General features: G+C 67.8%; 10 protein-coding genes. 5 read left to right on the top strand and 5 right to left on the bottom strand.

Annotation, left to right across the window (positions count from 1 at the left end; translation table 11 throughout):
* Positions 1–26 precede the first annotated feature (26 nt).
* Positions 27–896 carry a hypothetical protein gene (locus P0204_RS08630; RefSeq protein ID WP_276178231.1) on the top strand — a complete coding sequence of 290 codons (870 nt, stop codon included), beginning with the start codon at positions 27–29 and terminating at the stop codon, positions 894–896.
* Positions 897–1,045: 149 nt separating this feature from the next.
* Here the strand turns inward: P0204_RS08630 and P0204_RS08625 are convergent, their stop codons facing one another.
* Positions 1,046–1,579, bottom strand: coding sequence for a 50S ribosomal protein L16 (locus P0204_RS08625; RefSeq protein WP_276178229.1), 534 nt, complete (start codon positions 1,577–1,579; stop codon positions 1,046–1,048).
* Positions 1,580–1,745: 166 nt separating this feature from the next.
* Here P0204_RS08625 and P0204_RS08620 point away from each other — a divergent pair, with 166 nt between their 5' ends.
* Entirely contained in the window at positions 1,746–2,744 is a 999-nt protein-coding gene (locus P0204_RS08620; protein WP_276178227.1) for a glutathione S-transferase family protein, read from the top strand.
* Between the two features lie 85 nt (positions 2,745–2,829).
* A complete protein-coding gene (locus P0204_RS08615) occupies positions 2,830–3,330 on the top strand; it encodes a type IV pilin N-terminal domain-containing protein (protein ID WP_276178225.1) in 501 nt (166 codons plus the stop codon).
* On the opposite strand, the gene P0204_RS08610 is transcribed toward P0204_RS08615, so the two are convergent.
* Positions 3,327–4,370 carry a TrmB family transcriptional regulator gene (locus tag P0204_RS08610; RefSeq protein ID WP_276178223.1) on the bottom strand — a complete coding sequence of 348 codons (1,044 nt, stop codon included), beginning with the start codon at positions 4,368–4,370 and terminating at the stop codon, positions 3,327–3,329. The two genes, P0204_RS08615 and P0204_RS08610, sit on opposite strands and share 4 nt — an antisense overlap.
* A gap of 329 nt (positions 4,371–4,699) precedes the next feature.
* Here P0204_RS08610 and P0204_RS08605 point away from each other — a divergent pair, with 329 nt between their 5' ends.
* Positions 4,700–6,724 carry a DUF7997 domain-containing protein gene (locus tag P0204_RS08605; RefSeq protein WP_276178221.1) on the top strand — a complete coding sequence of 675 codons (2,025 nt, stop codon included), beginning with the start codon at positions 4,700–4,702 and terminating at the stop codon, positions 6,722–6,724.
* Between the two features lie 51 nt (positions 6,725–6,775).
* Here P0204_RS08605 and P0204_RS08600 read toward each other — a convergent pair whose 3' ends face one another.
* Entirely contained in the window at positions 6,776–7,939 is a 1,164-nt protein-coding gene (locus P0204_RS08600) for an ABC transporter ATP-binding protein (RefSeq protein ID WP_276178219.1), read from the bottom strand.
* A 138-nt stretch (positions 7,940–8,077) separates the two neighbouring features.
* Between P0204_RS08600 and P0204_RS08595 the strand changes: the two genes are divergently transcribed.
* Complete coding sequence (locus P0204_RS08595) at positions 8,078–10,621, top strand: glycoside hydrolase family 15 protein (RefSeq protein ID WP_276178217.1); 2,544 nt, start codon at positions 8,078–8,080, stop codon at positions 10,619–10,621.
* 10 nt (positions 10,622–10,631) lie between these two features.
* On the opposite strand, the gene P0204_RS08590 is transcribed toward P0204_RS08595, so the two are convergent.
* Entirely contained in the window at positions 10,632–11,645 is a 1,014-nt protein-coding gene (locus P0204_RS08590) for a lysylphosphatidylglycerol synthase domain-containing protein (protein ID WP_276178215.1), read from the bottom strand.
* A gap of 85 nt (positions 11,646–11,730) precedes the next feature.
* Complete coding sequence (locus P0204_RS08585; protein WP_276178212.1) at positions 11,731–13,785, bottom strand: alpha-amylase family glycosyl hydrolase; 2,055 nt, start codon at positions 13,783–13,785, stop codon at positions 11,731–11,733.
* Between the last annotated feature and the right edge of the window lie 156 nt (positions 13,786–13,941).

Here is a 13,941-nt window from a genome sequence, read left to right as displayed (position 1 = left end):
ATGCCGCTCGGCACCGACGTTCCCGTATGCACGGTGGGCTCCGGGTACTGGGTGTCGTGCTCTGTCTCACCCTCGCGGGCTGTGGCGGGTTCGTCGGCGGGACCGGCCCGACAGAGGCCGTCACGCCCGCACCGGTTCCGGCGCCCGATCCCGAGACCGTCAGGATCGCACCGGGACTCACCGAAGCCGGGATCGACGACGCCGACGCGCTGGCACGTGCCCACGTCACGCGCCTCTCGAACCGGTCGTACACGGTCGACCGTCGGCGCCTGGTCGAGACGACCGAGGGGACCGTCCGGTTGCGCCAGCACACGCGAGCCGAGATCGCCGCGGGCTACGACAGCTACCGCGCGGTCAGAACCGTCACCGGGAGTACTGTCACCGATCGGACCGCCCGCATTCGCTGGGCGGACGGGCGCGCGGTCCAGTGGGTGACCGAGAACGGGACGACAGATCGACGCATCGTCGCCGACAGCCGCGGTATCGGCGGTCCACCGCTCCCGCCACGGGCGGCGCTGTCGTTCGATCCCACCTACAATCAGCGGTTCCGGATACTGTTCGGCGCCGTCAACGTCACCGACGTTTCGCTCACCAACGAGGAAGTCATGCAGATCAACCGGGCGCCACTGTACCGCGTCTCGACTGACGGCGCGACCGACCGCGGCCGAGTGCCCCTCGTTGGCGGGGACCGGGTCGGCGGCGTGAGTTTCACGGCGACGGTGACCCCCAAGGGGATCGTCCGCTCGTACGCCCTCCAGTACACGGTCGTCCGCGACGGGACGCGACTCCGGGTGACCGAATCGGTCCGGTACAGCGACGTCGGGACGACGACGGTCCCGAGCGAGGAGTCGTTCCCCCGTCGGTCACAGACGGGGAAGCCGCCGCGGTCCGACTAACCGGCTCGGTCCGTCTCGTTTGTAGAAGCAGACGGCGAGCGAGCCGTTTCACTCGACCGAGCGAAGCGTAGTCGAGCAGCGTTCCCATCGAAGGGGTTCAGCAGGTCCCCGGATGCGGCCGAGGAAGTCCGCCGCAGCAAAAAGTGGTGTTACGCGATCAGCAGTTCTTCGCCACGCTCGACGTTGATGCGGCAGGACGGCGTGATCTTGTTGTAGGCACGGCGGAACGCTTCCTTGACGTGGGGGGCGTCCTCGACCTGGCAGTAGGCCGTAAAGAGGCGCTCGCCGGACTGGACGCGGGCTGCGGTGCCGACGATCTTCCCGAACGCCTGGCGCATCCCGTCGGAGACACGGTCGGCCCCGGCACCGGTCGCCTGCTTGTTCTCCCGCAGGACCTGGTGGGGGAACTTCCGGAGGGTCATCTTGTAGTCGCCGTCCTCGCCGAGTTCCTTGATCAGGTGGCGGTTGGCCGAGAGGCGGGAGGCCTCCAGGGAGCCGTGGCGCAACTGGACGGACTCCTCGACGACGAGGCTGATCTGGACGGGGTACTCGTCCCGATCGGTCTGCTTCTGGCCCATCTCGTGCTGTGCGATCTTCGATCCGGGGATGCCCGTGATGTACTCGCGTCGGGTGTACGAGGGCTTGTCGATGTCCCGGTACATTGAAGCGGGTTTCTCCGACATAGATACTCTTGGCGGATACGTAGCCGAGCGGGGGGATAAGCGCTTCGAAGCCGAGACGACGCCGTGTGGGTAACTGACAGCAGTCGCTACAGCAACGGGGTGCGGGTGGCACTGGTGTTACCTCGCTGGGGTGTTTATGGTCGTCGACGCCTTCAGATACGGTACAATGAACATGCTCGTCGACGGCGAGTGGCGGACAGACGCCTACAAGACAACCAACGAGGACGGTGAGTTCGACCGGCAGGAGACGTCGTTCCGTGACCGTATCGAGGACGACCCGGACGCGCGGTTCCAGCCCGAAGCGGGGCGGTACCACCTCTACGTCTCGCTGGCCTGTCCGTGGGCACACCGGACGCTGCTGGTCCGGAAACTCAAAGGGTTGGAGGACGCGATCAGCGTCGACGTCGTCGACCCCTACCGCGGCGACGACGGCTGGCAGTTCACCCCCGAGAAAGCCGGCTGTACCGAAGACTCGGTCAACGGGGCCGACTACCTCCGGGAGGTCTACGTCGCGGCCGACCCGGAGATGACCGGTCGGGTGACGGTACCGGTCCTCTGGGACAAACAGGAGGAGACCATCGTCAACAACGAGTCCAAGGAGGTCCTGCGGATGCTCGACACCGAGTTCGGCGGCGTCGCCGAACACGACGTCGACCTCTACCCCGAGGGCTATCAGGACGAAATCGACCGGATCATCGACGAGATCTACGAGCCGATCAACAACGGCGTCTACCGGGCCGGCTTCGCGGACACGCAGGCCGCCTACGACGACGCCGTCACGGAACTGTTCGACGCCCTGGAGCACTGGGACGACGTGCTCGCAGATCAGCGGTACCTCGCCGGTGACCGGCTGACAGAGGCGGACATCTGCATGTTCACCACGCTGGTCCGGTTCGACGAGGTCTACCACACCCACTTCATGTGCAACCACAAGCTCGTCCGCGAGTACGACAACCTCTGGCCGTATCTGCGGGACCTCTACCAGACGCCGGGCGTCGCAGAGACGGTCAACGTCGACCACATCAAGGAACACTACTACACGACCCATCCGGATGTCAGTCCGAAACGGATCGTGCCGATGGGTCCCGCCCCCGACTTCGAGGCCACTCACGACCGGGACGAACTGCCGGGTGAACTCCCCGACGATCTCCTCGCGACGGCCTGACCGGGCCGATCGGGTTCTCCGGCCGACATATCGCACGCTGAGTGGACGGCAGCGTTTTTACGTCCTACCCCCAGATACTGGTGCAATGAGGGATGACGCTGGGAACGAGCGGGGGGTAAGCACCGTCATCGGTGTGGTACTGATGGTCGCTATCGTCGTGATTCTCGCGGCCGTGGTCGGGACGTTCGTCCTCAATATCGGCCAACAGCAGCCGCAAAACGCGCCACAGACGGCGATCGTCGCCGACTACAGTAAAGAGACCAGCCCGAACGGCGAGTATCTCAACCTGACTGTCGGGAGCGGTGAGACGCTCCAGCGAAACGAGCTCTCGGTGACGGTGAGCGACGCGAAAGACTCCAGCGGGAACGACGTCTCGCTGACCGGGAATCCGATACAGGCACAGGCCCCGACCGAGATCAGTTCGGGCACGGAGATCAGTATCAACGCGAAGCAGTTCAGCGGCGTCGGGTCGGGCGAACATCTCGACCTGAGCGAGGCGACACTCCGGATCGTCTGGGAACCGGCCACCAGCGAGGAGACGAATACGTACGTCATCTATCGTTGGCCGGACCCGAGTACCCGTTAGCTGAGACGGGCCTCGTTGGCCTCGTAGTCTTCGAGGAACGAGCCCGGCCCACCGACGGTCACCGTCTCGTCGCCCAGTTCGACGACGAGCGTGTGTTCGATCGGATAGGCGTTGGTCTGTGGTTCGACCATCCCCTGGCGCGTATCGACGACCTGTCCCTCGATGTGTCCGGGGTCGTCGGTGGCCTGGACGGGAGCAACGTCGGCAACGAACGTCACCGGTTCGTCGGCCCGGAGTCGGAGCGTGGCCTGTAACACGAGATGACGGAAGCTCCGGTACGTCTCGGGGAGCGGGTGTGGCTCGCCGACGTGGAGTTCGGTCGCCATCGGCCAGTAGTTCCCGAGGAACGACCCCGAGAGGATCGGGACGATCTGTCTCTGGACGAACGCGATCGCCCGCTGGTCGGAGTTCGTCCGGAGCACCATGTCCGCCGGGGCGACCAGCCCGTACTGGCCATCGACCGTGAGCATGATCGGCATCTCCTGCTCCCAGGCGCGAGCGACAGCGGCCTTCCCCTCGACGTCGGTCGGATCGATCCGGGTGGTGCTGTTGACGACCAGCATGACGAGTACGCCGCGATCGACTGCAGCGGCGAGGTCGTCGCCGATCTCCGAGAGGTACTGCTGGGGGACCGAGAGCATAATCTCGCTTTCGGCGTCGGCGATGTACTCGCTGAGGCGCTTGACCACCGTCACGCGGGACTTGATGACGTCGAACTGCTGGGGTTCCCGATCCGTGTCGGCGAACCGATCGGCCAGCGCCGTCTCCATCTCCGTCAACTGGTCGGTCAGGGCGTCGATGACCTCCCCGGGCGGGCGGGCCCGGATCGTCGTCGGGACGACGTGGTCGTTGACCTCGACGAACCCGCGGTCTTCGAGCGATTCGCTGATGCTATAGACGTATCGCTTCGAGACGCCGGTGTCGTCGGCGATCTCGCTGGCCTTGGCCTCGCCGGTCCGGAGGATCGACAGGTACGTATCGACCTCCTTCTCGGAGAGGCCCAGTTGTTCGAGTCGCGCTGCGAGCGTTGCGTCGTCCATCTGTTGTCAGAACCTCCGTAGTCACGACTAATTGTGTTTCGGTCGTATTCGGGTCGGTGCCGGTCCACTCAGCATTTTCGTTGCGGTCTGTCACTACTGATCGAAAACGGGTTAAGCTACTGGTCGTTCAGGTCGGGGACAGCCGAACCGACGACTGGGAACTGGCCGCTGACCACGTCGCCCGCCCCGACCGGTGATCTCCCCGACGTAGCGACGACGGCTCACCGGGGCCAGTCCGAGACGCGGATAGAACGTCTCCCACGCCCTGTTCTAACTACGAAAAATTATTACACCATAATTTATAGTGTCGGGGGTGCTGACTGGTGACCATGACGCTCCGGACATCGTTGAACGATTTCAAACGGAACCGGGACCACGATCGGCGGTTCCCGGGGGAGTTGCGCTCTACCGCCGGCATGTTCTCCGGCTTCGCCGACCGGCTCGTCTACGTCGACGGCGACGGCTCGCTACGGGATTACTCCTATCCGCTCTGCGGCCTCTCGGGCATCGACCAGTCGCGGTTCGGCGTCGAGACCGACGACGTGCGCTGGTTCGACGACGGCGGCGAACAGCGCTACCGGGGTGAGACCGGCGTCGTCGAGACCGTCCACGAGCAGCCGGGCTGGTCGATCGCCCAGTACGACTGTACGTTCGGTCGGGCACACGTCACGCGGTTCGAACTCCGGGGCGACGCGCCCCCGAACCCGACGCTGCGGGCGTTCGTCGGCTTCGCCCCCGACGGCCGGGAGGGGCGGACGAGCCTGCTCGTCCACGACGACGCAGTCGAGGCGTACCACCGCGACGAACACGACTACGTCGGCGTTTCGACCGGTATCGAGGCCGTCCACGGGCAGATCCCCGAGCGGTTCGACGAACTGGTCGCCGAAGGCCCGGTCGAGTTCCCCCGGGAGACGACACAGGACCGCTACGAGGACGCGGTCCTGACCGGTGGTGCCGTCGTGACTGCCCCCTTCGACGATCACGCGGTCACGCTCGTGACACTGGTGACCGACATCAGCGAGACGACCCGCGGGGACGCTCTCTCGGAGGTGGCCGCCCTCGCGAGTAGTCACGACAGCGTCGGCACGCTGTGTGCGGCAAGCGAGGGGTGCCGACCCTGGTCGGTTCCGGAGTCGACGCCACACCGGGAGTCGATCGTCGACGATCTGCGCGTGGTCTCGTTGTTGTCGGCGAGTAACGGCGCTCGGATGGCCGGTCCGGACTTCGATCCGTTCTTCGTCACCTCCGGGGGCTACGGCTACACGTGGTTCCGCGACGACGCCGAGATCGCCGGCTTCCTGCTGTCGGGCGATCAGCTCCTCGGTCTGGGGCTGGCCGACTGGCACGAGCGGTCGGCGGCCCTCTACTGTCGGACACAGCTCCCCGACGGGAGCTGGCCACACCGCGTCTGGCCCGGCGACGAGACGCTGGCACCCGGCTGGGCCAACGCCCGCATCGAGAGCGGGAGCGACACCGACTACCAGGCCGACCAGACCGGGAGCGTCCTGGGCTTTCTTGCGACTTTCCTCCGGGCCGGTTCCCCCGACGATCCCGGGCGGATCGAGACGGCGATTGCACGTGGTATCGAGAGCCTGGACGAGACGCTCGTCGACGACGGGCTGCCGATCGACTGCCAGAACGCCTGGGAGAACATGCAGGGGCGCTTTACTCACACCGCCGCGACGTTCCTGCACGCCTACGCCGCCGTCGCCCGCGCGCCGGTCAACGAACCGCTCCGGAACCACGCCCGCGAGCAGGCCCGCGCCGTCCACGACGGCCTCGACGCGCTCTGGACCGGCGACTACTACGCCCTCCGGGGCCACGACGGCGAACTCGACGAGCGACTCGACTCTGGGACGCTCGCGCTGGTCGGTGCCCTCCGGGAGTACGCCGCGCTCGTCGCCCTCCCCGAGCGGACGCTGGACCGACTGGACACCCACGTCCGGACGACCCTCGACGGCCTGGAACGCGAGACCGACGCGATCCGCGGGCTCGTCCGGTTCGAGGGCGACGAGTGGCGACGGAACTCCCAGGCCGACGAGAAAGTCTGGACGGTCTCGACCGCGTGGGGAGCCAACGCCGCCGCGCAGTTGGGGTCACTGCTCGACAACCGGGACGAGGACGTTCGGGCGGCGACCGCCTACGCCCGCTCGCGGGACCTGCTGGCCGAGATCCTCCCCGGCGGCTCGCTCGTCCAGCCCAGTGGCTACCTCTCCGAGCAGTTGTACGACGACGGGACCCCCGACTGTGCGACCCCGCTGGGATGGCCACACGCGCTCCGACTGGCGACGGTCGCACACCTCAGTTCGATCGGCGAGTTACGGGCGGAGGAGGCGGCCGGAGCGACCGAGTAGTCACTCGCCGATCGGTCCTGTGTCGAAGAGACGAGAAACGACGAGGGCCGGTTACTTCGCCGGAACGGGTTCTTCCTCGACGGCGGTGACCGCTTCGCCGGTCCGGTCGTCGAAGAGGTGGACCGACGATTCGTCGAAGGAGACGTGGATCGTCTCGCCGACCTCGGGTTCGATGTCGGCGGCGACACGCGCGATGAACTCCGGCGCGCCCTCGGTGTCGAACGCCCGGGCGTCGGTCCCCAGGTCCAGATAGAGGTAGTTGTCGCTCCCGACGGGTTCGACGACGTCGACGACGGCCGGGACGGCCGACTGCGCCCCCTCGTTGCCGACGGAGACGTGTTCCGGGCGGACGCCCAGCACGTACGTCCCCCCGCTGATGTCGCCGAAGGCGTCGGCCCGTCCGCTCGTCAGGTCGTAGGTGAACGCGCCGTCGGCGCCGGTCAGCCGGACGCCGCCGTCGATCGGTTCGGCGGTCACGTCGACGAAGTTCATCGACGGCGAGCCGACGAACCCGCCGACGAACTGATTGGTCGGGTTGTTGTAGACGTGGGTGGGCTCGCCGGTCTGCTGGAGCTTCCCGTCGTTGAGGATGACGATGCGGTCGCCCATCGTCATCGCCTCCTCCTGGTCGTGGGTGACGTAGACCGCCGTGATGCCCAGTTCCGCCTGGAGGCGCTGGATCTCGGTCCGCATCGTCGTCCGGAGCTTCGCGTCGAGGTTGCTGAGCGGTTCGTCGAACAGGAACACCTCGGGTTCGCGGACGATCGCACGGCCGAGTGCGACGCGCTGTTTCTGCCCGCCGGAGAGTTCGTCGGGCGTGTCGTCGAGCAACTCGGCGATCCCCATCATCTCGGCGGCCTCGGAGACGCGTTTCTCGCGCTCCTCGGCGGACAGATCCGTACTCATCCGGAGCCCGAAGGCCATGTTCTGCTCGATGGTCTTGTGTGGGTACAGCGCGTAGTTCTGGAACACCATCGCCACGTCGCGGTGGCGCGCGTGAACGTCGGTGATGTCCGTGCCGCCGAGGCGGATACGGCCCTTCGACGGTCGTTCGAGCCCGGCGATCATCCGTAGTGTCGTCGACTTCCCGCACCCCGACGGCCCGACGACGGTGACGAACTCGCCGTCGTCGATCGAGAGGTCCAGGTCGTCGACAGCGACGATGGACCCACCGTCGAACTCCTTCCGAAGCGTTTCAAGTTCGAGACTCGCCATTACTCCGATGTTTGGTTCCTCAATGATAAATCTTCCCCGAATTTTGAAATTTGTGATGGGAAACTTCGTAGTTAATTTACGCGATCGCTTCGACGAGCCGACAATGATTCACGGTCGGGGGTCAAACGGGGGGAGCAGATGACGCGACGACGGGAGTTCGTGCGGTTCGCGACCGGGATCGGGATGGCCGGTCTCGCCGGCTGTCCGGGCCGGTTCGGCGGGGGCGAGTCCACTGCGACCGACACAGGGACGGCGACCGAGACGGCCATCGAGGCACCTTCGCCGACCTGGACGACGGGGCGGAAGTTCGGCGTGGCGACGGTCCCCGATCACGGGGACGACGCGCCATCGCGGGTGTGGGCGACGTTCACCGAGGGAGCGGTCACAGAGGTCCGGTATCCACGGGTTGACCTGCTGAACCTCCGGACCCTGGAGTTCGTCGTCGTCGACACCGAGGACCGACGGGCCTGGCGGAGTCACCGGACCGATCGAACGACGACCGACAGCGTCGAGCGGTCGACAACGCTGGCGACCGACCGGGCGCTCGTCTACGAACAGACGTTCGCCCCCACCGAGAGCGACGCGTGGGAACTCACCGCGGAGTGGGTGACGGACCCTCAGCGGGACGCGTTGCTGGGACGGGTCGATTTCGACGGAGCCGGGCGACACGAGGTGTACGCCGTCGCCCGGACTGCCTGCTCCCAGAGCGCCGGCGCCGACTTCGGCCGGCGTGTGCCGACCGCCGACGGCTACCAACTCGCTGCCTGGGACACCGACGGAAACGACGGCCAGCACGTCGTCCGCGACGACGGCGACAGCTACGAGGTCGCGCTGGGGATGGTCGCCGAAAGCGGGTTTAGCCGCGCCGGCGCGCTCGAACCCGACGACGGCCAGGCGCTCCTGGAAGCCGGCGAGTGGACGAACAACGCCTCGGTCGAGGGCGTCGTCGACCTCGCCGGCCGCCTCCTGACCGGCAGCGGCCGGGCCACCCTCGCGCTCGGGTTCGCGACCGACCGGGACCAGGAGGCCGCCCGCGAGACCGCACGGGCGGCCGTCGATGCGGGCTACGAGCGGGCCCGCGAGGCGTACGTCTCGGCCTGGGAGGCGTACCTCGGGGAGCTGTCGGTCCCCGACAGCGTCGCCGGGGACGACGAGTTGGCGATCCAGTACCGTGTCGCCGCGATGGTGCTCGCCGCCGTCGAGGACAAGACCTACGTCGGGGCGGGTATCGCCAGCCCGTCGGTCCCGTGGGGGACGGCCGTCGGCGCGTCGACGCCCAGCGACTACGGCTACAACTTCGTCTGGGCGCGGGACCTCTACCAGTCCTTTACCGCCCTGCGGGCGATGGGCGACGTCGACGGCGCTCGCCGTGCCGTCGAGTACGTCTTCGAGTACCAGCAACGCGAGGACGGCGCTATCCCACAGAACACGTTCGTCGACGGCCGCCTGCGCTGGGGCGGCGAGCAACTGGACGAAGTCGCCCTCCCGCTGGTGATGGCCTCCCAGTTGGCCGACCGCCACGGCCTGGGATTCGACGCCGTCGAGTACAGTTACGACCAGGTCAAAGCCGCCGCCGACTACGTGGCCGGCAGCGGTCCGGCGACGGGCCAGGAGCGCTGGGAGGAGGAGAGCGGCTACTCCCCGTCGACGATCGCCGCCGAGATCGCCGGGCTGACTTGCGCCGCGGCGCTGGCCGCCGCCGAGGACGAGCGTGCCGACGCGCTGGTCTGGCTGGCGACCGCCGACGAGTGGGCCCGCTCGGTCGAGGCGTGGTGTGCGACGACGACTGGTGCCGACGGCAACGAACCGCCCTACTACATGCGGGTCGACGACGACACCGACCCCGACGACGGGGCCGACCTCGCCCTCGCAAACGGCGGCCCGACACTGGACGAACGGGCCGTGATCGACGCCGGCTTCCTCGAACTCGTCCGGCTAGGGATCGTGTCGGCCGACGACCCGGTGATCCGAAACTCCGTCTCGGTCGTCGACGGGACGATCCGCCGGGACACGCCCAACGGCCCGGCGTGGTACCGCTACAACGGGGACGGCTACGGGGAAGCGGCGGACGGATCGCCCTGGCAGAGCGAGGGGCAGGGACGGCTCTGGCCGATCCTCACCGGCGAACGCGGCGAGTACGAACTCCGCCGCGGGACCGACTCGGGCGAACTCTCCCCCCGGACCCTCCTGTCGACGATGGCGGGCTTCGCCAACGAGGGGCGGATGATCCCCGAGCAGGTCTGGGACCGGGACGAACCCACCGAGTACGGCTGGGCGTTCGGCGAGGGGACCGGGTCGGCGACGCCGCTGTCGTGGTCGATGGCCCAGTACGTCCGCCTGGCTCACGGGATCGACGCGGGCGAACCGGTCGAGACGCCCGCCATCGTCGCCGAGCGATTCGGGACCGAACGGAGCCGTCCCTCGCTGACCGTCGGGGAGTTTCCGACGACGACGGAGGAGTCGACGCTGTCCGTCGCGGTGACCACCGACGCCGCCGAACTGATCGTCCGGCACGGCCAGGAGACCCGGCGGATCGAACCCGACGGCGAGCGCCTGACCGTCGAGGTTCCCCTCTCTGGCATCCGCAACACGGTCACGTTCGTCGCCGCAGACGACACCGAGGACATCGTCGACGCCGCGGTCGCGCTGGAACGGCGGACGGTGACCTACCGAGGCGAGTAGGCGTCGGAGGTCAGGGTCGCCAGCCACGCAGGAAGGCCACGGCGACGCCACCGACCGAGAGCGCGAACGGGATCGAGAGTGCCCGGACGACCAACACCGGTGCCGCCGTCGTCGCCGCCGGAACGCCGACGACGAGAGCCAGTGCCCCGCTCAGCAGCACGTCGTAGGCGCCCAGACTCGCCGGGATAGGGACTGCGCTGGCTGCCTGGGGCAGCGGGACGAGCGCGACGATCGGCAACAGCGGTACGGTCGTCTCCGTCCCGGACAGCGCCACCCAGAGCGCAGTCGCGGTCAGGACCTGTTCGAGGAGGCCGCCGACCGCGATCAGCGCGAGCAACCCCGGCCGGTCACGAAAGCGGACGACGCGCGCCCAGAACCGGTCGACGGCAGCGGCGACGGCCGAGCGGTCGTGTGCGTTCTCGCGGTACCGTGCCGAGAGGAAGCCGACGAGCGGTGCGAGCAGCGTCACGATCGCCCGCGAGAGCCGTTGCCGGCTCCACAGCAGGGCCGCACCCACGGCCAGCAGTCCGAGCAGCGCGACGCCGAAGATACCGACGACGACGCGGGCGTCCGGGGTCCCGACCAGCAACAGGAGCGCGAGCACCGTCGAGAGGAGCAACTGGGTGCCGGATTTGACGTACTTGGCGACGCCGCGGACGCCCAGGGCCTCGCTGTAGCCGGTGTCGGTGGTGACGCTGATGAACCGCGCCATGATCGGCTCGGAACTGACCGGCCCGGCGGGACTGAGCGTATCGAAGAAGTCGCCGGCGAGCGCGAACTGGACGCTCTGGCTGCCGGAGAGTCCCTCACCCAGCGGCCGGATCGACGCCCAGACGCCGACGGCGTCGGCCAGTCCCTCGGCGACGACGAGCACGGCGACGGCGGCGACGGCCCAGGGGGCGATGGTACTCGCTCGGGCAAGAACGGAGTCGGAGCCGGCGAACGCGAGGTAGGCAGCGAGTGCGATGCTCCCCAGTGTCACACCGAGAACGAACCGTAGAACGGGGCGTCGGGGAGCGGCCATACTCCGGACACCTGGCGACGGTCGGTTGACGGTTTCTATGAGGCATCCGTATGTCTACGTTCGACACAGTAGCCGGCCCCGGACGTTACTCGGCTGGCGTGACCACGACATCTTCGACCCGGAGGCCGGCGTCGGTCGTCGCGTCGGTCGCTGCGAGCAGGTCCCGGCCGGTAACGCCGACAGCCGGGGCGACAGTGGCCGGGTCGGCCCCGAAGTTCAGGACCACGACCAGCGACTCCTCGCCGTCCGATCGGTGGTAGGCGACCACGTCCTCGGGGTCGCCTTCGTGGACGGTCACTTCGACCGGCTCGACGCCCGGTGCGCGCAACGCGGGATGGTCCTGACGGAGTGCGACGAGGCGGCGGTGGAAGTCGGTCAACTCGCTGTCGCCGTCGTGCCAGCGCATCGTCCCGCGCTGGTCCTCGACGCCGCGTTCCTGGCCGTAGTAGATCATCGGCACGCCGGGGACCGTGAAGGTCGCGCCGACGGCCGCCCGCAGCGGGGCGACGCCACACTGGTCGCGGTAGCGGTCCTCGTCGTGGTTCTCGACGTAGCGCATGTGGACCGCCCGATCGGGGTAGCCCCGGACCTGGGAGGAGTCGAGCGCGTCGAAGACGGCGGCGGCGGGCTCCTCGCCGCGACCGATATCCAGCAGCGTCTGATAGAAGTCGGTGTCGTAGTGCACGTCGAACTCGTTCTCCCGGAAGTCGGCCTCCCGTGGGACCGTCTCGTCCAGCAGGAGAAACTCGCCGTTCTCGGCTTTCACGCGCTCACGAACCTCCTTCCAGAAGCCGTGGGGGACGCCCCAGGCCACGTCACAGCGGAAGCCGTCGACGACGCCGGCCCACTCGTCGACCACGTCGAGCATCCACGCCCGGACGGCCAGGGAGTCGTAGTTGACGTTCGGAATCCGGGTCCAGTTGAAATACAGGCCCGGCGCGTCGTCGCCGGCCCAGTCGACGTTGGAGGTGTCGTCCTCGGCCGGGACTCGCTCGTAGTGGTCCTCGTAGCCGGGGACCCCCGAGCGGTGGAACTGGAAGGCCGGGTGATCCCGGGAGGTGTGGTTGATCACCAGGTCGAACAGCACCGAGATGCCGGCCTCGTGGAGGCGGTCGACGAGCGATTCGAACTCCGCCCGGGTCCCCAGGTCGTCGGCGGTATCGAACAGATCGGTGATATGGTAGCCGTGCCGGGTCGGACTCTGTGCGACGGGCGTGAACCACACCACGTCGACCCCGAGCGACTCGATGTAGGGGACCCGCCGTTCGATCTCGGCGAAGGAGGTCTCGGCGATGTCGCCGACGAACTCCCGGACGAAGATCTCGTAGACCGTGGCGTCGCCTGCCCACTCGGGGGCGTCGGCCGGTCGGTGGACCGTCCCGTCCCCGCCGATTTCGAGCGTGTCGGCGATGCTGTGGTGTTCGGCGACGGCGACCGCGTGGACGCGTGCGCCCTCGGGGACGGCGTCGAGCGGGACGTGGAGTTCGTCGCCCTCGACGGTCACGTCCGCCGCCGCGAGTGCGTCCCGGTCGTCCAGGTGGAACTCGACCTCGGGGTCGTCGCCGTTCGGGGCCGCCTTCGCGTCGGCAGTGACGACCAGTTCCTCGTCCGCGACGCTGCCGTCGAGTTCGATCCGGGGACGGCCCGGCCCTTCGACGGTCACTTCGTCGGTGGCGTGAGGGTCGAACTCCCCGTCGAACGCGAAGATCACGCTGTGGGTCCCCGGCGGGAGATCGGTCTCGAAGACCCACTCCGTCCCTTCCCTGCGGGCCCGGTGTTCGCCCATCGTGAAGTCGTTGAACTTCCCGATGACGACCGTCTCCTCGATGTCCGAGCGGTCCGTATCTCCATCCACGATGTCGTCCTCGGTGACGCTGAACCGGACGCGTTCGGTCACGGCTTCGGGGAAGGCTCGGACCGTCTGGCTGTGTGTCCCGTCGGGTGCGGTCAGTTCGGCGCGGTAACTCCCCGGCCGATCGGGTTCGAGGTGGACGACGGGGCCGTCACCGAGCGTCGCGTCGCTGTCGTCGGGCGTCTCGGTGAGCGTCCAGTGGTACGACGCGTCGGGGTCGGGTTCCCGCGGCGCGAGTTCGACGGACTCGGTGACGTGACAGAACCGTGGTGGGCCGGGATGGTGCATACGCCCACGGTACACAGTGGGGTAATTGGGTCTTTCGCCGCCGGCGCTACTGGCTGGAAAGTATGAGGTACGATTTCGTAGAATTTTTATGGACGTGGATCGTCGTCCGTCTCAGAGCCTGCAGCGGCCGGCGACGGGAAATTCTGTTCTCGCGGA

Source organism: Haloarcula halophila, from assembly GCF_029278565.1.
GTDB lineage: Archaea > Halobacteriota > Halobacteria > Halobacteriales > Haloarculaceae > Haloarcula > Haloarcula halophila.
Note: the sequence above shows the minus strand (reverse complement) of the source record. Positions and strands in the feature narration are given on the sequence as shown.